The organism is Mycobacterium gordonae, assembly GCF_001417955.2.
GTDB lineage: Bacteria > Actinomycetota > Actinomycetes > Mycobacteriales > Mycobacteriaceae > Mycobacterium > Mycobacterium gordonae_B.
Genome location: NZ_LKTM01000201.1, coordinates 1 through 21427, shown reverse-complemented (window position 1 = coordinate 21427; position 21427 = coordinate 1). Strand labels below are relative to the sequence as shown.

Here is a 21427-nt window from a genome sequence, read left to right as displayed (position 1 = left end):
CATCGTAAGTGCTGCCGGTCTGCCCAGCTCGGCTGCGGCGTCATGGCGGTCAGCCGATGTCCCCACCGGCGACGGGCAGGATTGTGCCGGTGATGTAGGAAGCTTCGTCGGAAGCCACGAAGCAGATTGCGGCGGCTTGTTCGTCCAGAGTGGCGTACCGCTTCATCAGTGACGAGGCGATCGTCTGCTCGATGTGGGCATCGAACCAGGCTTGCTCGGCGGCGTTCGCCGGCACCGGCGTACCCCGCGGGATCCGCCGCGGCGGCGCCGTCGTGCCACCGGGCGCGGTGGCCACCACCCGGATACCCGCGTCGGCGTACTCCATAGCCAATGATGCGGTGAGCGCGTTGACTCCGCCCTTGGCGGCCGAATACGGAATCCGATGGATACCCCGGGTGGCGGCGGACGAGACGTTGACGATGACGCCGCGCCCGCGCTCGACCATCCTGGGCAGCACGGCGCGGCATGCATGCAACGTCGTCATCAGCGATCGGTCGATCTCGGCACGGATCTCGGCGGCGCTGAACTCGGTGAACGGTTTGAAGTTGATCGCCCCGCCCACGTTGTTGATCAAGACGTCAATCCGGCCGAAGGCCCGAATAGCCTGGCACACCAGCGCTTCCGCGCCGTCGTAGTGCTCGAGGTCCACCGTCGCCGATGCCACCCGGCCGGTGTCTGCAGTCAACTCGTCGGCAAATTCGCTGACCGATTCGGACCGATCGGCCAGCAGGAGTGCGCCGCCCTCGGCATGAATGCGCCGGGCCGTGCGCTCGCCGATGCCTTGCGCCGCGCCGGTGACGACGACGACCTTGCCGGCAAAGCGGCCAGGGGTGATGAACGACTGGTGGCTCACGGCTGCCTCGGCTGGAACACCAATTGACCGACGATGCACCGGGCACCCGACTCGTACAGGTGCGGATCGTCGCGGTCGAGTGCACTGGACGGTGGCAGCGCAGGCGTGAACTTCTCGTAATAGAAGTCCGGTGGTGCGCCGTGCGCGCTCGTGACATATGCGCGCACCGCATCCACCATCGGCGGGGGACCACAGAGGTAGATGTCGACGTCGCCGCGGTTGAGGTGTTGGGGCGCAATCAGACTGGTTACGACGCCGCGGTCGGGTCCTCTGTTCGGTGCGGTGCTGGCCGGATCGTAGACGCAGTAGTCCCACGTGAACGTCGTTAACGCCGAGACGATTTCGCCGATCTCGTCCAGGCAGACGAGGTCGTCGTCGGTGCTGACGCCGTAGATGAGATGTGTTCTGCGCGCGTCGCCGGTGGCGCCCATGGTGCGCAACATCGCCAGGATCGGCGCCAGGCCGGTGCCGCCGGCGAGCAGCAGCAACGGGCGGTCGTCCTCCCGCAGAAAGAAGCAGCCGTGTGGGCCGGTGAAGCAGATGCGGTCACCGACAGCGGCGCGGTGCGTCAGGTACTGCGACATCGCTCCGCCCGGGGTCAGCTTGATCAGGAACGTGAGTCGAGTTGCCCGGAGGGAGTTGCTGAAAGAATACGACCGCACCTGATCGGTTCCCGGTACGGCGATGTTCACGTACTGACCCGGCAGGAACTCCAGTTCGTTGCGGTTGGGTAGGTCGATGCCGAGTTTGACCGTGGTGGCGGACAGCGGTTCCAGCCGGCTCAGGGTGCCGGCGTAGGTGGCGGCCTTCGTCCTCGCGGACTCGGAGGTGCCCGCAATCAGCATGACGAGGTCGGAGCGGGGCCGCGTCTGGCACGGCAGGACGTAGCCCGCGGCGGCCTCAGCGCGGGACAGCGCGTCGTCGAGGTAGTTGCCGCCGTCATAGCTGCCGTTGGTGCACAACGCTTTACAGGTCCCGCAGGCACCGTCGCGGCAGTCGAGTGGAATGTTTATCCGCTGCTGGTAGGACGCGTCAGCCACCGTCTGATCGGTTCGGCAGGTAATGAACCGGGTGACACCGTCCTCGAATGAGAGCGCCACCGAAAAGGCGGGTGCTGACACGGCAGTCACCTCACACGTGGTAGATGTCCACCACGTGGTGGATGTAGTCGTTTTTCAGCACCACCGTCTTGCGCCGAATGACCGGGTTCGCTCCGGAGAAGTCGATAGAGCAGAAGGATGTGCCGTAGTAGGCGTCCACTGTCTGGTAGCGGAAATACATGGTGTGCCAATTGAATCGGACATCGACCAGCTGTCCCCGACGCTCGATGACTTCCACGTTGGTGATGTTGTGACTGGTTCGTGGTTCAGGTATCGACGTGGCCGACGACCGCTCGGTGCGGATGCGGAACACCCGGTCGGCCAGCCCCCCCTTGTTCGGGTAGTAGATCAGCGAGATGTCCCGTTGCGGATCGTCCACCAGTTGATCGTCGTCCGTCCAGGCGGGCATCCAGTACACGACGTCCTCGGCGTAGCAGTCCAGCCAATTCTCGAATTCGCGGTCATCGAGATAGCGAGCCTCGCGGTAGAGGAACTGCTCGATGGCATTCTGCGTGATCAGCGTGGACGCCGCCGCTGTGGGACTCGCTGTAGTCATGGAGACCGCTCCAGTTCCTTGTCCAGGGCTCTGCGCATCGATTCCAGCCAGAAACCATGCTGTACTGGGTAGAGGCCTTCATCTTCGTTCTTGATCCCGGCTGAGATGACGCCGTGCATGGCGAGGGACGCGGCTACCTCGTCCGGACCCGGTAGCCGGTGCGCCGCACCACGACTCAAGTCGTTCCACTTGGCGGCCCGCGCCCGGAACGTCACCTGGCAGGAACGAAACTCCTCCAGGTCATCGGGCGTGGCCATGCCCGACGCGTTGAAGAAGTCCTCGTATTGACGGATGCGTTTCGCCCGCGCGGCCGCGGCCTCTCCTTTGGGCGCGATGCAGTAGATGGTCACCTCGGTCCGATCCGGCGCGATCGGGCGGAAATGCCGAATCTGGGTTGAAAACTGGTCCATCACATACACGTTCGGATACAGGCAGAGGTTACGTGAGCCCTTGACCATGAACTCGCCCTTGGCGTCGCCGAACGTGGACTTGAGCGTGTCGAGTCTGTCCCACAGTGGCCGGTCTTCGGGGTTGGCTGCCCAGGTCCACAGACACAGGTGGCCGTGCGGAAACGACCAGTAGCCGCCGCCGGACTTGCCCCAGCTGCCCGCGTCGAGCGTCTTCGTGTCGTTCGTGGACTGTCCGACGGTGCGCCGGGTGGTGGTAGCGGCATAGTTCCAATGCGTGGCGGTCACGTGGTAGCCGTCGGCTCCGTTCTCGGCCTGCACCTTCCAATTTCCGTCGTAGACATAGGTCGACGAGCCGCGCAGCACCTCCACTCCGTCGGGGGACTGGTCGACCAGCATGTCGAGCACCTTGGCGGCGTCACCCAGATGCTCGGCAAGGCCGATAACGTCGGGATTCAGGCTGGCGAACAGGAATCCGCGGTAATCGTCGAAACGGGCGACTCTGGTCATGTCGTGCGAACCGCCGACGTTGAACGTCTGCGGATACCCGGCCTCGTCGGGGTCCTTGACCTTGAGCAGCTTCCCGTCGTTGCGAAACGTCCATCCGTGGAACGGGCAGGTCAGCGTCATCCGGTTGTCGGTCTTGCGGCGACAGATCATCGCGCCACGATGTGCGCAGGCGTTGATCAGGCAGTGCAGCCGGCCGTCCTTGTCGCGGGTGATGACGACCGGCTGGCGACCGATGTGGGTGGTGAAGTAGTCGCCGGGATTGGGAATCTGACTGTCGTGGGCCAGATAAACCCAGTTGCCTTCGAAGATGTGCTTCATCTCCAGTTCGAAAACGTCATCATCGGTGAAGATTCGGCGATTGACGCGGAACACTCCGGCCTCGGAATCATCGATGACCGCATCGGCCAGGACGGAGGCCACCTGCGTCAGGGAGCAGCTCGCGGACATGGTCTGCACCATCGCATCGGGGCAGCCGCGGTCACACTGGGCGTTTGGCTAGTGCTGATTAGGCCATTGATCGACAGATATTGACGATGAATATCCGGCTGCCTATGTCTTTGTCATGGACAAATCCGGCGCCTACCGTCGGCAGACCGGGAATGAACGGTGAAAATCGCTGCCGTTGAGGCGATCCCGTTCACGATCCCCTACGTCAAGCCGGTGAAGTTCGCCTCGGGACAGGTACGGGCAGCCGAGCACGTGCTGGTACGGATACACACCGACGAAGGCGTCGTAGGCGTGGCAGAGGCACCACCGCGCCCGTACACCTACGGCGAGACGCGAGACGGAATCCTCGCGGTAATCCGGGGTGTTTTCGCACCCCAGATCGTCGGACTGACGCTGACCGAACGCGAGGTTATCACCGACAGGCTCGCACGTACCGTGGGCAACCCGACGGCGAAAGCGGCGATCGACATGGCGGCCTGGGATGCACTGGGGCGTAGCCTCGGCCTACCGGTGAGCGCGATGCTGGGCGGATTCACCGACCGCATGCGGGTCAGCCACATGCTCGGCTTCGACACGCCGTCCGCGGTGGTGGCCGAGGCCGAGCGCATGGTCGGCGAATACGGCATCACCACCTTCAAGGTGAAGGTCGGACGCAGGCCGGTCGCCGTGGATACCGCTGTGGTGCGAGCGCTGCGCGAACGCTTCGGCGCCACCATCGAACTCTACGTCGACGGCAACCGGGGATGGACGGCGTCGGAGTCGCTGCGCGCGATGAAGGAGATGGCCGACCTGGACCTGCTCTTCGCCGAAGAACTGTGCCCGGCCGACGATGTGCTGGGCCGGCGATGGCTGCTGCAGCACATCGACATACCCTTCATCGCCGACGAATCGGTTCCCACTCCGGCCGACGTTACCCGCGAGGTACTCGGCGGGTCGGCCACCGCTATCAGCATCAAGACGGCCCGCACCGGATTCACCGGCTCGCAACGCGTCCACCACCTGGCCGAAGGACTGGGCCTCGAGGTGGTGATCGGCAACCAGTTCGACGGTCAGCTCGGCACGGCATGCGCCGTGAGCTTCGGCGCCGCGTTCGAGCTGACGTCACGACGAGCCGGTGAACTGTCCAACTTCTTGGACATGTCCGACGATCTGCTCGCCGCACCCCTGTGCATACGAGACGGCGAACTGCATGTGCCACCCGGTCCCGGGCTGGGCGTCCAGATCGATCCGGACAAGCTGCACCGTTACCGCACGGATCGGTAAGAGAGAAAGGCAGGGCCAGATGATCACTATCGACGAACCGAGCGCCGCCGCGTCGGGCGCAGCGGCGACCGCGCGGTTTCGCACCGACAAGTCGCCGTTCCAGGCAGTCCGGGACAGCCCGAAGGCCCGTGTGAGTGAGCTTGCGCGCGAGGTCCTTTCGGCGGTGCACGACACCATACGACGGCACCGGGTGACCTATCACGAGTACAACGCGCTCAAAGCGTGGCTGATCGCCGTGGGGGCCGACGGCGAATGGCCGCTGTTCCTCGATGTCTGGGTCGAGCATGCCGTCGAGGAAGTTGCCACGGACCATCGCAACGGCAGCAAGGGCACCATCGAGGGCCCGTATTACGTGCCGGGGTCTCCCGAATGCGGTGCGTTCGCGACCATTCCGATGCGTGCCGACGAGCGCGGCGTCCCACTGCGCTGGGCGGGAAGGATCACCTCCGTCGACGGCACCCCGTTGCAGGGCAGCATCGAACTGTGGCACGCCGATGCCGACGGCCGCTACTCCCAGTTCGCGCCGAACCTGCCCGAGTGGAACCTGCGGGGCACCTTCACCGCCGATCCCGACGGGACATTCGAGATCACCACGATCCGGCCCGCCCCGTATCAGATCCCGACCGACGGATCGTGCGGGCGGCTGATCGCCGCCGCAGGCTGGCACGCCTGGCGCCCGGCGCATCTGCACGTCAAGGTTTCGGCCGCCGGCCATCAGCAGCTGACGACGCAGTTGTACTTTCCCGATGATCCGCACAACGACGATGACATCGCCTCCGCCGTCAAGCCCGAACTGCTGCTCGAGCCCCGGACCCAGTCCGACGGTTCGCAGAGAGTCGTCTACGACTTCGTCCTGGACCCCGAGAAGGACTAAGGGTCAATGCTTTTCCACGTACGCATGGACGTGCACCTGCCGCATGACCTCGACCCGCAGCGGCGGGCAGCCCTGGTGGCTCAGGAGAAGGACTACTCACAAGAGCTGCAGCGGTCCGGCAAGTGGCCACACCTCTGGCGCATCGTGGGCGAGTACGCCAACTTCTCCGTCTTCGATGTCGAATCGACTGATGAACTGCATCAACTGCTTTCCGGGTTGCCGCTCTTTCCCTTCCTGACCATTCACGTGACGCCGCTGGCGGCACATCCGTCGGCGATCTCCGGGACAGTTTGAAAGTCAACCCAATTCGGATACCGTGGCCAATCGCACGTAGGCCGAGGCCGCCTCGGCACGGTTCGTCGCATGCAGCTTTCGCAACACCCGCTTGACATGTGACTTGACCGTTCCCGACGAGATCACCAGCTCGTCGGCGATCTGCTGGTTGGTACGGCCCGCCGCCATCAGCCGCAGCACTTCGACCTCACGGCGGGTCAGCACGGCCATCACCTTCGTCTCGACCTCGGCCAGTGACCTCGCGGCAGGACCACGTTCAACAGGCTCGATCTTGCGCAGGTCCAAATCGGCGTCCTGCAGCGCGCGGGCGGCCTCGTCTGCGGACGCCAGCGCACGCCGCACCTCCGTGTGCTGGCGACGCATCCGCTCCAGCAGCACCGTGCGTTCGTAGGCGTAACCGAAGCCTTCAGCGAACGCCCACACCGTGTCGCGATCGATCTCGTCAACGACCCGGCCGGAATACAGCCGGTCGGCATGCAGAAAGCCGATCACCTTCCCGGTAGGCATGACCGGCGCGGCCACGTAGGAATGGGTCAGCGAGAAATCGATGATCGGCCGGTTGACGCGCGGGTCGGTGCGGGCGTCCCGCACGATCGCGGGTGCGTGCCGGCGAATCATCTCCGTTTCCAACAACATATGGTCAAGCGGCGGTGCCACCGACTGGGCAAAGGCGACCATCTTCTCCGCACCGGCACGGTCGTCACCGAAATATGCGGACTCCATCACCATCCGGCCCTCGTGGACGCGGAACAGCACAGCGCGGTCGAACCCGCACGACTCGACCAGTTCCCGCGGTGCCCGGTCGACGATCGCCGCGACGTCCTCGACGGCGCGCAGCTTGCTCAGGCCTTCCTGGACCTGCAACAGCGCAACGGTGCGCCGCCTGGCACCATCTTCGAGCAGGTCTCGTTCCAGCGAGGACAGGTCCAGCACCGCCTCGAGCGCATTGAGCGCGCGCACGTCGCCGAGCGACTCCAGGGCGGCCCGCACGACGGCCGCCTTGGCATCAATCGCCTCGGCGACCACCGCCATCGGGTCGTCGGTCGGATCCACGGCGCATCCCCGGAAGGCTTCCCGGTACTGGCGTGCGGCCTCGGTCTCTCGCGCCGGACGGGACGCCCAACCCGGGTGGTCTCCGTCGGCCAGGGTCGCGAACGAGGCGGGATCGGGCGTGCCGCTGACAACCATCACGTGCTCACTGTCCTCCCAGGGCTGCCGTAGTGCGGCGAAAAATGCAAATTCCTCTCGTCTGGGGGCAGGAGTCCTCCCCAACGGGGGATCGCTTTGCCACCGCCGCGGGCCCAGGCTGGTCGGCATGTCATCTGCGACCGTTCCCGACACCGCACGCACCGCCGAAGCCCGCGAAGCCCTGCAGTTGCTCACAACGCCCGAAGGCATCGCCGACCCCTATCCGCTCTATGACCGGCTCAGGTCGTTCTCACCCGTTGCGGGATACCGGGATTGGCCGCCCGGGACGGTGCCCGGCGCCGATGAACCCGTCACCGCGTGGGCGCTGTTCAGTTACGACCAGGTGTTCCAAGCCGCGCGGGACAGCGCGACCTTCTCGTCCCGGGATCCGCTGCAGGAGGCCTCGTCCGCACCGAGCCTGATGCTGGTCAATACCGATCCACCCCAGCACGAAGTGGAACGAAAGCTGGTCAGCCAGGCGTTTTCTCCGCGCCGCGTCAAGCGGCTGGAGGCCTGGCTCACCGAGCTGGTCCCGCGCCTGCTCGCCGACCTTGACGAGGCTTCCCGCGGCGGCGCTGCCGAGGTCATGGAGTTCGCCGCCGAGATCCCCACCCGAGCCATGGTGCGACTGCTGGGGTTACCGGACGGCGACCACGTGCGCTTCCGGCGCTGGGCCAACGCATTCATGCTGTCCTCGTCGCTGACCCCGCAAGAACGCATCGCCAGCAACGAGGAGATGGTGGCGGCCTTCGCGGCGCGGTTGGCCGAGCGCACCGAACATCTGGCCGAAGAAGGAGCCGGATGCCCGAGCAGTCAGGACGTCGAGGACGCGGAGGACCTGATCGCCGCGCTGCTGCGCGCCGAAGTGGACGGGCAGCGGCTCACCCCGGCGGAGATCGTACGTTTCTGCGTCACACTCGTGGTCGCCGGCAGCGAAACAACGACGTTCCTGATCGGCAATCTGCTGCACGCGCTGGCGCGCGAACCCGAGCTCACCGCGCGGATTCGCACCGACCGCACGCTACTGAATCTGTTCGTGGAAGAAGAGCTTCGGCTCGACGGGCCGCCGCAGCGGCTGTTCCGCATCGCGACCCGCGAGGTCGAGGTGGCGGGCAAGCTGATTCGCAAAGGCGACTGGGTGGCGCTGTTCTTCGGCTCGGCGAATCGCGATCCCGCGGTGTTTCCTGACCCCGGACGCCTCGACATCGACCGTCCCAACATCCGCCAGCAACTCTCCCTCGGTCACGGCGTGCACTTCTGCCTCGGCGCGTCGTTGGCGCGTCTGGAGGTCTTGACGGTGCTCAACGCCGTCTTGGACCGCTATCAGCGGATCGCGCTCACCGACGATCCGGGCACCAAGCAGACCGCGAGCCTGTTGACCCACGCCTATGTCCGCCTGCCCCTTCACCTTTCATGAGCGCGTCACGCAATATCGCCGCGACCGAGGCGATCTACCGGGCGGTGCCGATCGGTGACCTACCCACCGTGCTCGCACACCTGGACCCTGACGTGCGTATCACCTATTACGGCACCGAGAGGATTCCGTACGCCGGCGATTTCCAGGGCATCAAGCAAGCGGTCTCCTTCCTCGAGAAGGTCGGGCAGGTGATCGACATCATCGAGATGGAGCCGTGGAAGTTCATCGCGCAGGGTGACGATCTGGCTACCTGGGGCCGGCAACGTTTCCGCCGGCGCACCACCGGCCACGAGTGGGAGTCGGAATTCGCGCACATCATCACGCTGCGGGAGGGTCGCTGGCTGTACTTTCGCGATTTCGCGAATTCCGCTCTCGCCCTCGAGGCTTTCAGCGCATGAGAGTCACGGCCAACCGCGAGATCTGCATATCCGCCGGCATCTGCGTGATGACGGCCGATGCCGTGTTCAGCCAGGATTCCGACGGCATCGTCCTGGTGGTCTCGCAGGAGGTGCGCGCGGGGGAGGAGCGCCGGGCGCGAAACGCCGTCACACTATGCCCCTCGGGGGCACTACAGCTGGTGCCGTGACGCGGCTACCCACCATGCCGCAGCTAGGGGCGTACCGTCGCATCATGCCGATACTAGCTAGATACATCATCACACATAAGTGTGGGTTTGCATCGTTATTTACGCAATCGAAGCGTGTAATTTTGCGTATCGTCTATGGACATGATGGTGTCGCCCCGCGTACCCTCGCGAATGTCAAACATCCACTTCGACTTGTCCGGGGACCAGCGTGACCTACCGCAAGCGACGACGGAGAGTCGGCGTCAGGGGGTACGCGGCGACATGGTGATCGCGGTCGGCCAGGCGGCTAAACCGGTCCGCGCGATCGGCGACTTCTTCGCAATGTCGCTGGACACCTTCCTGGCCATGTTCCGGCCTCCGTTCGCCTGGCGGGAGTACCTGCTGCAGTGTTGGTTCGTCGCCCGGGTGTCAACGCTCCCAGGCATTTTGATGACCATCCCGTGGGCGGTGATTTCGGGTTTTCTCTTCAATGTCCTGCTGACCGACATCGGCGCCGCGGATTTCTCGGGAACGGGCTGCGCGATCTTCACCGTGGATCAGAGCGCCCCCATCGTGACGGTGCTCGTGGTCGCCGGCGCCGGATCCACCGCGATGTGCGCCGACCTCGGCGCGCGAACCATCCGCGAGGAGCTGGATGCGCTGCGCGTAATGGGCATCAATCCGATTCAGGCACTTGCGGTTCCCCGCGTCCTGGCCGCCACCACCATCTCGCTGGCCCTCAGTTCGATCGTGACCGCGACCGGTTTGATCGGCGCCTTCTTCTGCTCGGTCTTCCTCATGCACGTCTCAGCGGGCGCCTGGGTCAGCGGGCTCACCACACTGACCCACACCATCGACGTCATCATCTCGATGATCAAGGCGACATTGTTCGGCCTGATGGCGGGATTGATCGCCTGCTACAAGGGCATGTCGGTGGGCGGTGGCCCCGCCGGCGTCGGCCGGGCGGTCAACGAGACGGTGGTGTTCGCCTTCATCGTCCTGTTCGTGATCAACATCATCGTCACCGCGGTCGGCATGCCGTTCATGGTGTCGTGAGGTGATGCCATGACGATGACCCAAAGCGTTGCGGCCGAATGGAATCGGCTGGGATCCCAGATGCGGTTCTATGTCAGCACGCTGACCGGCATCCCGGATGCGGTACTGCACTATCGCGGCGAGTTGCTCCGGGTTATCGCCCAGATGGGTTTGGGCGTAGGAACTCTCGCGGTGATCGGGGGCACGGTCGTCATCGTCGGGTTCCTGGCCATGACCACCGGCGCGATCGTCGCGGTGCAGGGCTACAACCAGTTCGCCTCGGTCGGTGTGGAGGCTCTCACCGGCTTTGCGTCCGCGTTCTTCAATACCCGCGAAATCCAGCCCGGAACGGTGATGGTCGCGCTGGCGGCCACCGTCGGCGCCGGTGCCACCGCGCAGTTGGGAGCAATGCGGATCAACGAGGAAATTGACGCACTCGAGGTGATCGGCATCCGCAGCGTCAGTTACCTTGCGAGCACGCGCGTACTGGCGGGCGTGGTTGTCTCCGTGCCACTGTTCTGCGTCGGCCTCATGACGGCTTATCTGGCCGCCCGAGTCGGCACCACGGCCGTCTACGGACAGGGTTCAGGCGTCTATGACCACTATTTCAATACCTTCCTGCGTCCGACCGACGTGCTCTGGTCGTCCTTTGAAGTGATCGTCGTGTCCCTGGTGATCATGTTGGTGTGCACCTACTACGGCTACACCGCGCACGGTGGACCGGCCGGAGTGGGTGAGGCCGTCGGCCGGGCGGTACGCGCGTCCATGGTCATCGCCTCGATCGCCATCGTCATCATGACGCTGGCCATCTACGGCCAGTCCCCGAACTTCCACCTGGCGAGCTAGTCGACATGAACCGTGGCCCGGGTCGGCACCGTCTGCACGACGGGTGGTGGACGCTGATCTTATTGGCCACCATCGGAATCGTCGTCCTCGTGACGGCGGTGTCCTTCGACGGGACCCTGCGCTCCTATGTACCGGTGACGCTGACCGCGGACCGCTCCGGGTTGGTGATGGACACCGACGCGAAGGTCATGATGCGCGGTGTGCAGATAGGCCGGGTCAGCCAGATCGCTGACGACAAGTCCGGCACCCGGCTCGTCCTGCAACTCGAGCCGGACCAAATGCGTTACATCCCGGCCAATGTCGAGGCGCAGATCAGCGCAACCACCGCATTCGGCGCCAAGTTCGTCGAATTGGTCGCGCCGCAGCATCCGAGTCGTGCGAGGCTGGCCGCCGGGGCGGTGCTGCACTCGAAGAACGTCAGCACGGAGATCAACACCGTCTTCGAGAACGTCGTCAGCCTCCTCAACGTGATCGACCCGCTCAAACTGAACGCGGTGCTGACCGCGGTAGCCGACGCCGTAGGCGGACAGGGTGAGCGGATCGGAAGGGCCGCCACAGATCTCAACGAAGTCCTGACGGCACTCAACGCCCGCAGCGAGACCATCCGGCGGGACTGGAGGTCGCTGAAGAACTTCTCCGACACCTACGACGCGGCGGCACAGGACATCCTGACCATCCTGGACTCCGCCAGCACCACCAGCACCACCGTCGTCAGCCACGCCAAGGAGCTGGATTCCCTGCTGCTCAATGTCATTGGATTGTCGAGCTCCGGAACCACCCTGCTCGGCAGGAGCAGGGACGACCTGGTCGCCTCGGTCAACCTGCTGGAGCCGACCACCCGGCTGCTCGGCAAATACAGCCCCGAATACACGTGCTTCCTGCAGGGGGTCACGTGGTACCTGAACAACGGCGGCTACGAGGCGTGGGGTGGCGCAGACGGCCGCACACTGCAACTCGATGTGGCCCTGTTACTGGGCAACGACCCGTACGTATTTCCCGACAACCTGCCACTGGTGGCCGCCAAAGGAGGTCCCGGCGGCCGACCCGGCTGCGGCTCACTGCCCGACGCCAGCAAGAACTTCCCGGTGCGCGAACTCGTCACCAACACCGGGTGGGGCACCGGCATCGACATCCGGCCCAATCCCGGCCTCGGACACCCGTGTTGGGCCGACTACTTCCCGGTGACCCGCGCCGTACCCGAGCCACCGTCCATCCGGCAATGCCTCCCTGGGCCGGCCGTCGGCCCGAACCCGGGCGGGCCGCCATACGGGGCGGCGTTATACGGGCCCGGGGGAGTGCCGCTGTGGCCCGGAGTTCCACCCGCGGAGGGCCCGCCGTGATCCAAGAAGCAACCACCAGAGCAGGAGAACATCCATGCGGGACAGTCTGAGGGGCGTGGTCCTGCGCCTCGGCGTCTTTCTGGCCGTTTGCCTGCTGACCGCGTTCGTACTGATCGCAGTCTTCGGAGAGGTGCGGTTCGCCGACGGCAAGTCCTACTACGCGGAGTTCACCAACGTCTCAAACCTGCGGCAGGGCAAGCTGGTTCGCATTGCCGGCGTGGAGGTCGGCAAGGTGACCAGGATTTCGATCAATCCGGACGCAACAGTGCGCGTCGAGTTCACCGCGGAGGACTCGGTCACGCTCACCGAAGGCACCCGGGCCGTTATCCGCTACGACAACCTGTTCGGCGACCGCTATCTGGCGCTCGAGGAGGGCGCCGGGAGCCCCGCCGTTCTTCGCCCCGGCCAGACGATCCCGCTGGCGCGCACCAAACCCGCGCTGGATCTGGACGCACTGATCGGTGGCTTCAAACCACTTTTCCGGGCCCTGAACCCCGACCAGGTCAACGCGCTGAGTGAGCAGCTGCTGCAAGCGTTCCAGGGCCAGGGACCCACCATCAGCTCGTTTCTGGATCAGGCCGCCGTGCTGACCAACACGCTGGCCGACCGCGATCAGCTGATTGGACAGGTGGTGGACAACCTCAACGTCGTCCTGGGTTCGCTTGGCGGCCAGAGCGATCGGCTCGACCAGGCGGTCGTGGCCCTCTCCCAACTGGTGCACGGCCTGGCCGAAAGAAAGACGGACATCTCCAATGCGGTGGCCTACACCAACGCCGCGTCGGGATCCATCGCCGATCTGTTGTCACAGGCTCGGGCACCCTTCACCAAGGTGCTGCACGAAACCGACCGGGTCGCCGGCATAGCGCAGGCCGACCACGACTATCTCGACAACCTGCTCAACACGCTGCCGGACAGATACCAGGCGCTGGTGCGTCAAGGCATGTACGGCGATTTCTTCGCTTTCTATCTGTGCGACGTGGTGCTCAAGGTCAACGGTAAAGGCGGCCAACCGGTGTACGTCAAGGTCGCCGGGCAGCCGACGGGACGGTGCGCGCCGAAATGAAAAGCTTCGCCGAACGCAACCGGCTGGTCATCGGGACGGCGGGCATCGCACTGGTTACCGCGGCGGTGGTGGGCGCCCTGCAGTATCAGCATTTACCGTTCTTCGACCACGGCAAGACCGTGTCCGCCTACTTCGCCGATGCGGGTGGTCTGCGGACCGACAACACCGTCGAGGTGTCCGGCTACCCGGTGGGCAAGGTGTCCAGCATCGAACTCGACGGACCGGGCGTGCTGGTCACGTTCAACATCGACACCGAAGTTCGGCTCGGCGACCGCACCGAGGCGGCGATCAAAACCAAGGGTCTGTTGGGCAGCAAGTTCCTCGACGTCCTACCGCGAGGCGACGGCCGGCTCACCGGCCCGATCCCGATCGAGCGCACCATGTCGCCCTACCAATTGCCGGACGCCCTGGGCGATCTGGCCACCACCATCAGCGGATTGAACACCAGCCAGCTGTCCGCGTCGCTGGACATGCTGTCGCAAACCTTCGCCGACACACCGGCAGACTTCCGGAACGCGGTCAAGGGGGTGGCCAGGCTCGCGCAGACACTCGACGAGCGCGACGCTCAGCTGCGCAGCCTGCTCGACAATGCGGCAAAGGCGACCGGCGTGCTGGCCAAGCGCACCGACCAGATCGTCGACCTGGTGCGTGACACCAACGCGGTGCTCGCCCAACTGCGCACGCAGAGCGCGGCGCTGGATCAGCTCTGGACCAACATCTCGGCGGTGTCCAAGCAGTTGCAAGGCTTCATCGCCGAGAATCGCCAGCAGCTGCGCCCGGCACTGGACAAGGTCAACGGCGTGCTGGCCATCGTCGAGAATCGCAAAGAGCGCGTGCAGCAAGCCCTTCCGCTGCTCAACTCCTACGTGATGTCGCTCGGCGAGTCGCTGTCATCGGGTCCGTTCTTCAAGGCCTATGTGGTCAACCTGTTGCCCGGCCAGTTCGTCCAGCCGTTCATCAGCGCCGCCTTCTCCGATCTCGGACTGGATCCGGCCACCCTGCTGCCGTCGCAACTGACGGACCCCCCGACCGGCCAGCCGGGCACGCCGGCGTTGCCGGTTCCGTACCCGCGCACGGGGCAGGGCGGCGAACCGCGGTTGAATCTGCCCGACGCGATCACGGGAAACCCTGGGGATCCGCGCTATCCGTACCGTCCGGAGCCGCCGGCCCCGCCGCCCGGCGGGCCGCCGCCCGGGCCGCCGGCCCGGCAACCGGGAGGCACTCCATGACGGCCAGGTTGCGCCGTGCCCGCTCGGTGCTGGCGACCACCCTCGCGCTGGTGTTCGTCGCCGGGGTGATCGTCGCGATGCGTACCGCCGGTGAAACCGGTCGGAACGTGGTGGTCGCCTACTTCGACAACAGCAGTGGCCTGTTCGCGGGTGACGACATCCGCATCCGTGGTGTGCCGGTGGGCAAGATCATCAAGATCGAACCGCAACCACTGCGGTCCAAGATCACGTTCTGGTTCGACCCCCGGCACAAGGTTCCCGCCGATGCCAAGGCGGCGATCCTGTCACCGCAACTGGTGACCGGCCGGGCGATCCAGCTGACGCCGCCGTATTCCGGCGGACCAGCCATGGCCGACGGCGCGGTCATCCCGCAGGACCGCACCGCCGTGCCGGTCGAATGGGACGACCTGCGCAACCAGCTGCAGCGGCTCACCGAATTGCTGAAACCCACTCGTCCCGGTGGCGTCAGCACACTGGGTGCTCTCATCAACACCGCGGCGGACAACCTGCGCGGTCAGGGCACGACCATCCGCGACACCATCATCAAACTGTCCCAGGCGGTTTCCGCGCTGGGCGACCACAGCAACGACATCTTCGCCACCCTGAAAAATCTGTCGACCCTGGTGACCGCACTGCACGACAGCGCGGATCTGCTCGAGCACCTCAACCAGAACCTGGCCTCGGTTTCGTCGCTACTGGCCGACGATCCGCACAAGGTTGCCGCGGCGGCCGAGGACCTCAACGCCGTCGTCGCCGACGTCCAGAGCTTCGCCGCGGACAACCGCGAGGCCATCGGCACCGCCTCGGACAAACTCTCGTCGATCACCCAGACGCTCGTCGCGAGCCTCGACGACATCAAGCAGACCCTGCACATCAGCCCGACCGTGTTGCAGAACTTCAACAACATCTTCGAGCCGGCCAACGGATCGCTCACCGGAGCGCTGGCGGGCACCAACATGGCCAATCCAATTGCGTTCCTGTGTGGGGCAATTCAGGCGGCATCGCGGCTGGGCGGCGAACAGGCCGCGAAGCTGTGTGCGCAGTACATGGCTCCGATCGTCAAGAACCGCCAGTACAACTTCCCGCCGCTGGGAGAGAACCTGTTCGTCGGCGCGCAGGCCAGACCCAATGAGATCACCTACAGCGAGGACTGGATGCGCCCTGACTTCGTCCCGCCGGGGCCGGCGGTCCACCCCGACCCCGCGGCGGGCCTGCCCGGTCTGATGCTGCCACCCGGAGCCGGCTCATGAACAGGCTCGTGGTGCTCGTGCTGGCGCTCTCCCTCGCAGTCTCCGGTTGCGCCTGGCACGGACTGAACTCGCTGCCACTGCCCGGCACGGAAGGCAATGGGTCCGATTCCTACCTGGTCTCGGCACAGATGCCCGACGTCAACAACATTCAGGCCAACTCGCGGGTCCGCGTCGCGGACGTCACGGTCGGCCACGTGACCAGGATCGAGCGCCAGGGCTGGCATGCCCTGGTGACCATGCGACTCAACGGCGACGTCGATCTGCCGGCGAACGCCACGGCCAAGATCGGCACCACCAGCCTGCTCGGTTCGTATCACATCGAGCTGTCGGCACCGAAAGCCGAACCATCGCAAGGGAAGCTGCGCGCCGGATCGGTGATCCCGCTGTCTCGCGGCGGCGCCTATCCGAGCACCGAGCAGACGTTGGCCGCGCTGTCGCTGGTACTCAACGGCGGCGGTCTGGGCCAGATCCAGGACATCACAGAGGCATTGAGTACCGCCCTCCGCGGGCGCGAGCACGACGTCCGGAGCTTGATCGGTCAGCTGGACCAGTTCTCCGCCTACCTCAACGATCAATCCGGCGACATCATCGCCGCCACCGAGAGTTTGAACCGACTCGTCGGCAAGTTCGCCGCTCAGCAACCCGTCCTGGACCGCGCGCTGGCGACCATCCCCGACGCGCTCGCGGTGCTCAATGAGGAGCGCGGCAAACTCGTCGAGGCCGCCGATCAATTGAGCAAGTTCAGCGCTTTGACAGCGGACTCGGTCAACAAGACCAAATCCAGCGTCCTCAGTGAATTGGCGCAACTGGGACCGGTTTTGGAGTCGCTGGCCGATGCGGGTCCGAGCCTGACCCGATCGCTGTCCCTGCTGGGCACCTTCCCGTTCCCGAACGAGACGTTCCAGAATTTTCAGCGCGGCGACTACGCGAATCTAACGGCGATCGTCGACCTCACGCTCAGCCGGATCGACCAGGGGATCTTCACCGGCACCCGGTGGGAATGCCATCTGACCCAGCTGGAGCTGCAGTGGGGCCGTACCATCGGCCAGTTCCCGAGTCCGTGCACCGGAGGCTTCCGGGGCACCCCGGGCAATCCGCTGACGGCCCCGTACCACTTCGAGCAGGGGCCCTAGTGTTACACCTACCGCGGCGAATCATCATCCAGCTGGCCGTTTTCGGCGTGATCGCGCTGAGCGTGCTGGCCGTGACGTTCCTGCACTTCGTCAAGTTGCCGGCGATGTTGTTCGGCGTCGGCAGATACACGGTGACGATGCAACTGCCGGAATCCGGTGGTCTTTACGGCACCGGCAACGTCACATACCGCGGCTTCGAAGTGGGCCGGGTGGAATCCGTGCGGCTCACCGACGCCGGCGTCGAAGCGGTGTTGTCACTGAAATCGGGCATCGACATCCCGTCCGATCTCAAGGCGGAGGTGCACAGCCACACCGCGATCGGTGAGTCGTACGTAGAACTGCTGCCCCGCAACGCCACTTCGCCGCCGCTGAAAGACGGTGACGTCATCGCGCTGGCCAACACCTCGGTGCCACCTGATATCAACGGCTTGCTCAGCGCCGCGAACTCTGCGATAGCCGCGATACCACGCGACAACCTGCAGACCGTTGTCGACGAGTCTTACACGGCCGTAGGCGGATTGGGCCCCGAACTCTCCCGGCTGGTCACAGGTTCGACGACCCTGGCCATCGATGCCCGCAAGAACCTCGATCCACTGCTGACGCTGATCGACCGGGCGCCACCGGTGCTCGACTCCCAGACGCACACCTCCGATGCGATCGAGGGGTGGGCATCGCACCTGGCCACCGTCACCGCGGACCTGCAGGCACATGACGGCGCGGTCGGCGGCGTCATCGACCGCGGCGGTCCGGCCCTACAGGAAGTGCGTCAGCTGATCGAACGTGTGCAACCGACGCTGCCGATCCTGCTGGCCAACCTGGTCAGCATCGGCCAGGTGGCAGTCACCTATCAAAACGACATCGAACAACTGCTGGTCGTGTTCCCGAGATCTATCGAGGCCGAACAGGCAGGAATCCTGGCCAATCTGAACACCAAGCAGGGATATCGGGGGCAGTATCTGAGTTTCAACCTGAACCTCAACCTGCCGCCGCCGTGCACCACCGGATTCCTGCCGGCCCAGCAGCAGCGCGTCCCGACCTTCGAGGACTACCCGGGCCGCCCGGCCGGCGATCTCTACTGCCGGGTGCCCCAGGACTCGCCGCTCAATGTGCGTGGTGCACGGAACATCCCGTGTGAAACGGTGCCCGGCAAACGCGCGCCCACGGTGAAACTGTGCGAGAGCACTGAGCAGTACGTGCCGCTCAACGACGGCTTCAATTGGAAGGGCGACCCCAACGCGACGCTGTCCGGCCAGGGGATTCCACAGCTGCCACCCGCGGCCGCGCCGCTGCCTACGCCACTTCCGCTAGCCACCGCCGAATACGACCCCGCCACTGGCACTTACACCGGACCCGATGGGCGCCAGTACACCCGATCAGACCTGGCTCAACCCGCGCCGAAGGACAGAACATGGCAATCGATGCTGCTGCCGCCGGGCAACTGAAGATCCGGGCCGGGAGGTCTTTGTCTCCCCACGGATGGGCGACCGTGTTCGGCGTGGTGGCGGTCGTCGTCCTGGCAACGCTGACGTCCTGGCTCGGCTTCCGCGCTCACCAGTCGCAGCAGGCTCAGGCCCAGCGCAATCAGTTCCTCCTGGTGGCAAGGCAGGGTGCGCTGAACCTGACGACCATCGATTGGCAGCACGCCGACGTCGACGTGCGGCGAATCCTGGACGGCGCAACGGGAGAGTTCTACAACGACTTCGCCCGGCGGTCAGGGCCGTTCATCGAGGTGCTGACGCAAGCCAAGGCCAGCACGGTCGGCACCATCACCGAGGCCGGGCTGGAGTCGCAGGCCACCGATTCTGCGCAAGCACTGGTGGAGGTCTCGGTACGGACGTCAAATGCCGGTGAAGCCGAACCGGTTCCACGGATGTGGCGAATGCGGATCACAGTTGCGAAGATCGGCGATCAAGTCAAGGTTTCCAACGTAGGATTCGTGCCATGAGCGCGATCAAATGGTCGCGGGTGCTCAGCTATGGGCTGCTGCCGGCGCTGGCGTTGTCGCTGGCAGCCGCTGCCGGCTGGCTGAAATGGCAGGACACCTCCGTGCGCGACGCGGTTGTGGCACGTGCGGAATCCACGCGCGCCGCCAGCGAGGGAACCGTCGCGCTGTTGTCCTACAAGCCCGACACCGTCCAGCAGGATCTCGATGCCGCACGCGCCAGGTTGACCGGTAATTTCCTGGATGCTTACCGCCAATTGACCCGTGACGTGGTGATTCCTGGGGCCAAGCAAAAGCAGATCTCAGCGGTGGCGACCGTCGGGGGAGCCGCATCGGTTTCGGCCACCGACAGTCATGCCGTGGTGTTGCTGTTCGTGAGCCAGACGGTCACGGTGGGCCAGGACGCCCCGACAAGCACCGCATCCAACGTGCGGGTGACTCTCGATAAGCGGGACGGGCGTTGGCTGATCTCGCATTTCGACCCGGTCTGAGGTGATGTCGATGCGCCGGTCCGGTCTTCTCATACTCGTGGCAGCTCTGTTCCTCGCAGGCGCGACACCCCGTGCCAACGCGGATGCGGTGGCCTATCTGGTCAACGTCACCATGCGTCCCGGCTACGGCTTCGCCAATGCCGATGACGCACTGAGGTATGGAAACAGTTTGTGTGACAGGGTTTCCGAGGGACGCAGTTACGCTTCGCTGATCGGCGATATCAAGACCGACTTCAACACCACCGACGAATACCAGGCGTCTTATCTCCTGAGTCAGGCCGTCAACGAGTTGTGCCCCGCGCTGATTTGGCAGCTGCGAAACTCCGCGGCCAACTATCGGATTGGAGACTGACATGCGGCGCCTCATGCTCACACTCTCAGCGCTGCCTCTTGCCGCCGTGGCGGGGGTACCCTGCGCGCACGCGGACAATAAGCGCCTCAACGACAGCTTGGTCGCCAACGTTTTCACCGTCCAGCACCAGGCCGGCTGCACCAACGATGTCAGGATCAACCCGCAGCTGCAGCTGGCCGCACAATGGCACACGCTCGATGTGCTGAACAACCGAAACCTGAACGGCGATATCGGGACCGACGGATCCGCGCCCCAGGACCGGGCAGCCGCTGCTGGCTATCGCGGCAAGGTCGCCGAAACGGTGGCGATCAATCCCGCCGTGTCGATCAGCGGCGTCGAGTTGATCAACCAATGGTATTACGAGCCAGCGTATTTCGCGATCATGTCCAATTGCGCCAACAGTCAGATCGGAGTGTGGTCGGAGAACAGTCCGGATCGGACGGTCGTGGTCGCGGTCTACGGGCAACCGGATGGGGCAGCGGTCCCGCCGTCCAGGCCGTCGTCCGTTGTGCCCGTGCAGGAGAACGTTCCCCTTGATCCTCGACCGGATTACGACGCCACCGACGAGATCGAGTATGCCGTCGACTGGTTTCCGTGGATCCTGCGTGGCGTGAACCCCCCGCCGGGAATACCGCCGGAGTAAGTCGGCAGTTGACGGATCGGCTTTCGGTAGTCACAGTCCCTGGTGTCACAGGCGTACCAGGAAACGGCTGGCACTAGGCCGTGGAAAGTGATATCACCGGTGATATCAATAACTTTCGGGCCGCGAACGTGCATAGAATCCCGCCGACATACCGGTCCGAGTGGCACTTCTGCCGTGAGCGAAATACGCCGCTGCTGAGCGGGTTTGGCGGGAAAAGTTGTCAGTGCCCCTTCGTAAATCGGGGGTATGGCATCGAGTTCGCGCGAGGAGATCATCGAGGTCTTCGATGCACTCGACGCTGCGGTTGATCGCCTGTGTGACTTGACGTTCGATGCGTTGACCACCCCGGAGTTCCTGCGCGGCATGGAGCGCCTGGAAAAGGTGCACCGCCGGATGCGCACACCCCAGCACACGTTGATCAACCACCTCAAAACCCAGGCCACCGAGGAAGAACTCGGCGGCAAACTCCCCGCGGCGCTGGCCGAGCGCCTGCGGATCACCAAAGCCGACGCCAACCGGCGCATCGCCGAAGCCGACGACCTCGGCCAGCGCCGGGCGTTGACAGGCGAACCATTAGGGCCACTGTTGGGCGCGACCGCCGCCGCCCAACGCGAAGGTCTGATCGGTGA

22 protein-coding genes and 1 pseudogene are annotated in these 21427 nt (G+C 64.9%); 19 read left to right on the top strand and 4 right to left on the bottom strand.

Annotated elements, in window-relative coordinates:
• Window positions 1-49: 49 nt before the first annotated feature.
• From benC to benA, 3 genes and pseudogenes are all read right to left on the bottom strand, one after another.
• Window positions 50-1983 (bottom strand): annotated as a pseudogene (gene benC / locus AO501_RS40245) (benzoate 1,2-dioxygenase electron transfer component BenC).
• Window position 1984: 1 nt separating this feature from the next.
• Window positions 1985-2509 carry a benzoate 1,2-dioxygenase small subunit gene (benB, locus tag AO501_RS15475; protein ID WP_055578552.1) on the bottom strand — a complete coding sequence of 175 codons (525 nt, stop codon included), beginning with the start codon at window positions 2507-2509 and terminating at the stop codon, window positions 1985-1987.
• Window positions 2506-3873, bottom strand: coding sequence for a benzoate 1,2-dioxygenase large subunit (benA, locus tag AO501_RS15470; protein WP_082658653.1), 1368 nt, complete (start codon window positions 3871-3873; stop codon window positions 2506-2508). The genes benB and benA overlap by 4 nt, the downstream gene beginning before the upstream one ends.
• 159 nt (window positions 3874-4032) lie before the next feature.
• Between benA and AO501_RS15465 the strand changes: the two genes are divergently transcribed.
• From AO501_RS15465 to catC, 3 genes are read left to right on the top strand one after another with little or no spacing between them, the layout of a single operon-like run.
• Window positions 4033-5136 carry a mandelate racemase/muconate lactonizing enzyme family protein gene (locus AO501_RS15465; protein WP_055578550.1) on the top strand — a complete coding sequence of 368 codons (1104 nt, stop codon included), beginning with the start codon at window positions 4033-4035 and terminating at the stop codon, window positions 5134-5136.
• A 19-nt stretch (window positions 5137-5155) separates the two neighbouring features.
• Entirely contained in the window at window positions 5156-6010 is an 855-nt protein-coding gene (gene catA, locus AO501_RS15460) for a catechol 1,2-dioxygenase (RefSeq protein ID WP_055578549.1), read from the top strand.
• Between the two features lie 6 nt (window positions 6011-6016).
• Entirely contained in the window at window positions 6017-6304 is a 288-nt protein-coding gene (gene catC / locus AO501_RS15455) for a muconolactone Delta-isomerase (protein WP_055578548.1), read from the top strand.
• A gap of 3 nt (window positions 6305-6307) precedes the next feature.
• Here the strand turns inward: catC and AO501_RS15450 are convergent, their stop codons facing one another.
• Window positions 6308-7492, bottom strand: a complete 1185-nt coding sequence (locus tag AO501_RS15450) for a LuxR C-terminal-related transcriptional regulator (RefSeq protein WP_055578587.1) — start codon at window positions 7490-7492, stop codon at window positions 6308-6310.
• 127 nt (window positions 7493-7619) lie between these two features.
• Between AO501_RS15450 and AO501_RS15445 the strand changes: the two genes are divergently transcribed.
• From AO501_RS15445 to AO501_RS15370, 16 genes are all read left to right on the top strand, one after another.
• Window positions 7620-8909 carry a cytochrome P450 gene (locus AO501_RS15445; protein ID WP_055578547.1) on the top strand — a complete coding sequence of 430 codons (1290 nt, stop codon included), beginning with the start codon at window positions 7620-7622 and terminating at the stop codon, window positions 8907-8909.
• Window positions 8906-9307 carry a nuclear transport factor 2 family protein gene (locus AO501_RS15440; RefSeq protein ID WP_082658647.1) on the top strand — a complete coding sequence of 134 codons (402 nt, stop codon included), beginning with the start codon at window positions 8906-8908 and terminating at the stop codon, window positions 9305-9307. The genes AO501_RS15445 and AO501_RS15440 overlap by 4 nt, the downstream gene beginning before the upstream one ends.
• On the top strand, window positions 9304-9495 hold the full coding sequence (locus tag AO501_RS15435) for a ferredoxin (RefSeq protein WP_055578546.1): 192 nt from the start codon (window positions 9304-9306) through the stop codon (window positions 9493-9495). The genes AO501_RS15440 and AO501_RS15435 overlap by 4 nt, the downstream gene beginning before the upstream one ends.
• A 261-nt stretch (window positions 9496-9756) precedes the next feature.
• On the top strand, window positions 9757-10530 hold the full coding sequence (locus AO501_RS15430) for an MlaE family ABC transporter permease (protein ID WP_055578585.1): 774 nt from the start codon (window positions 9757-9759) through the stop codon (window positions 10528-10530).
• A 9-nt stretch (window positions 10531-10539) separates the two neighbouring features.
• Complete coding sequence (locus AO501_RS15425; protein ID WP_055578545.1) at window positions 10540-11355, top strand: ABC transporter permease; 816 nt, start codon at window positions 10540-10542, stop codon at window positions 11353-11355.
• Window positions 11356-11360: 5 nt separating this feature from the next.
• Window positions 11361-12695 (top strand): MCE family protein, encoded by a 1335-nt coding sequence (locus tag AO501_RS15420; protein WP_055578544.1) that lies wholly within the window; start codon window positions 11361-11363, stop codon window positions 12693-12695.
• 34 nt (window positions 12696-12729) lie between these two features.
• On the top strand, window positions 12730-13758 hold the full coding sequence (locus AO501_RS15415; RefSeq protein ID WP_055578543.1) for a virulence factor Mce family protein: 1029 nt from the start codon (window positions 12730-12732) through the stop codon (window positions 13756-13758).
• Window positions 13755-14987: a virulence factor Mce family protein gene (locus AO501_RS15410; protein ID WP_055578584.1), complete on the top strand. Its 1233-nt coding sequence runs from the start codon at window positions 13755-13757 to the stop codon at window positions 14985-14987. The genes AO501_RS15415 and AO501_RS15410 overlap by 4 nt, the downstream gene beginning before the upstream one ends.
• Window positions 14984-16237, top strand: a complete 1254-nt coding sequence (locus tag AO501_RS15405) for a virulence factor Mce family protein (RefSeq protein ID WP_055578542.1) — start codon at window positions 14984-14986, stop codon at window positions 16235-16237. The genes AO501_RS15410 and AO501_RS15405 overlap by 4 nt, the downstream gene beginning before the upstream one ends.
• Window positions 16234-17370: a virulence factor Mce family protein gene (locus tag AO501_RS15400; protein WP_055578541.1), complete on the top strand. Its 1137-nt coding sequence runs from the start codon at window positions 16234-16236 to the stop codon at window positions 17368-17370. The genes AO501_RS15405 and AO501_RS15400 overlap by 4 nt, the downstream gene beginning before the upstream one ends.
• Window positions 17370-18812 carry an MCE family protein gene (locus AO501_RS15395; protein WP_055578540.1) on the top strand — a complete coding sequence of 481 codons (1443 nt, stop codon included), beginning with the start codon at window positions 17370-17372 and terminating at the stop codon, window positions 18810-18812. Before AO501_RS15400 ends, AO501_RS15395 begins: the two co-directional genes overlap by 1 nt.
• Window positions 18779-19315, top strand: a complete 537-nt coding sequence (locus AO501_RS15390) for a mammalian cell entry protein (protein WP_231752502.1) — start codon at window positions 18779-18781, stop codon at window positions 19313-19315. The genes AO501_RS15395 and AO501_RS15390 overlap by 34 nt, the downstream gene beginning before the upstream one ends.
• 5 nt (window positions 19316-19320) lie before the next feature.
• Window positions 19321-19803: a hypothetical protein gene (locus AO501_RS15385; protein ID WP_055578582.1), complete on the top strand. Its 483-nt coding sequence runs from the start codon at window positions 19321-19323 to the stop codon at window positions 19801-19803.
• A 10-nt stretch (window positions 19804-19813) separates the two neighbouring features.
• The gene (locus tag AO501_RS15380) at window positions 19814-20155 is read left to right on the top strand and encodes a DUF732 domain-containing protein (RefSeq protein ID WP_055578581.1); all 342 of its coding nucleotides are present in this window, start codon (window positions 19814-19816) and stop codon (window positions 20153-20155) included.
• 1 nt (window position 20156) lies between these two features.
• Window positions 20157-20798, top strand: a complete 642-nt coding sequence (locus tag AO501_RS15375) for a CAP domain-containing protein (protein ID WP_055578539.1) — start codon at window positions 20157-20159, stop codon at window positions 20796-20798.
• A 246-nt stretch (window positions 20799-21044) separates the two neighbouring features.
• Window positions 21045-21427: DUF222 domain-containing protein (locus AO501_RS15370; protein WP_156452586.1), on the top strand; the 383-nt coding region annotated here is incomplete at its 3' end.

Bases quoted from the DNA above. Each gene is read 5' to 3' on its own strand.
- benB (WP_055578552.1), bottom strand. From the start codon at position 2,509: ATGACTACAGCGAGTCCCACAGCGGCGGCGTCCACGCTGATCACGCAG.
- benA (WP_082658653.1), bottom strand. From the start codon at position 3,873: ATGTCCGCGAGCTGCTCCCTGACGCAGGTGGCCTCCGTCCTGGCCGAT.
- catA (WP_055578549.1), top strand. From the start codon at position 5,156: ATGATCACTATCGACGAACCGAGCGCCGCCGCGTCGGGCGCAGCGGCG.
- catC (WP_055578548.1), top strand. From the start codon at position 6,017: ATGCTTTTCCACGTACGCATGGACGTGCACCTGCCGCATGACCTCGAC.
- AO501_RS15450 (WP_055578587.1), bottom strand. From the start codon at position 7,492: ATGGTTGTCAGCGGCACGCCCGATCCCGCCTCGTTCGCGACCCTGGCC.
- AO501_RS15445 (WP_055578547.1), top strand. From the start codon at position 7,620: ATGTCATCTGCGACCGTTCCCGACACCGCACGCACCGCCGAAGCCCGC.
- AO501_RS15440 (WP_082658647.1), top strand. From the start codon at position 8,906: ATGAGCGCGTCACGCAATATCGCCGCGACCGAGGCGATCTACCGGGCG.
- AO501_RS15435 (WP_055578546.1), top strand. From the start codon at position 9,304: ATGAGAGTCACGGCCAACCGCGAGATCTGCATATCCGCCGGCATCTGC.
- AO501_RS15430 (WP_055578585.1), top strand. From the start codon at position 9,757: ATGGTGATCGCGGTCGGCCAGGCGGCTAAACCGGTCCGCGCGATCGGC.
- AO501_RS15425 (WP_055578545.1), top strand. From the start codon at position 10,540: ATGACGATGACCCAAAGCGTTGCGGCCGAATGGAATCGGCTGGGATCC.
- AO501_RS15420 (WP_055578544.1), top strand. From the start codon at position 11,361: ATGAACCGTGGCCCGGGTCGGCACCGTCTGCACGACGGGTGGTGGACG.
- AO501_RS15415 (WP_055578543.1), top strand. From the start codon at position 12,730: ATGCGGGACAGTCTGAGGGGCGTGGTCCTGCGCCTCGGCGTCTTTCTG.
- AO501_RS15410 (WP_055578584.1), top strand. From the start codon at position 13,755: ATGAAAAGCTTCGCCGAACGCAACCGGCTGGTCATCGGGACGGCGGGC.
- AO501_RS15405 (WP_055578542.1), top strand. From the start codon at position 14,984: ATGACGGCCAGGTTGCGCCGTGCCCGCTCGGTGCTGGCGACCACCCTC.
- AO501_RS15400 (WP_055578541.1), top strand. From the start codon at position 16,234: ATGAACAGGCTCGTGGTGCTCGTGCTGGCGCTCTCCCTCGCAGTCTCC.
- AO501_RS15390 (WP_231752502.1), top strand. From the start codon at position 18,779: ATGGCAATCGATGCTGCTGCCGCCGGGCAACTGAAGATCCGGGCCGGG.
- AO501_RS15380 (WP_055578581.1), top strand. From the start codon at position 19,814: ATGCGCCGGTCCGGTCTTCTCATACTCGTGGCAGCTCTGTTCCTCGCA.
- AO501_RS15375 (WP_055578539.1), top strand. From the start codon at position 20,157: ATGCGGCGCCTCATGCTCACACTCTCAGCGCTGCCTCTTGCCGCCGTG.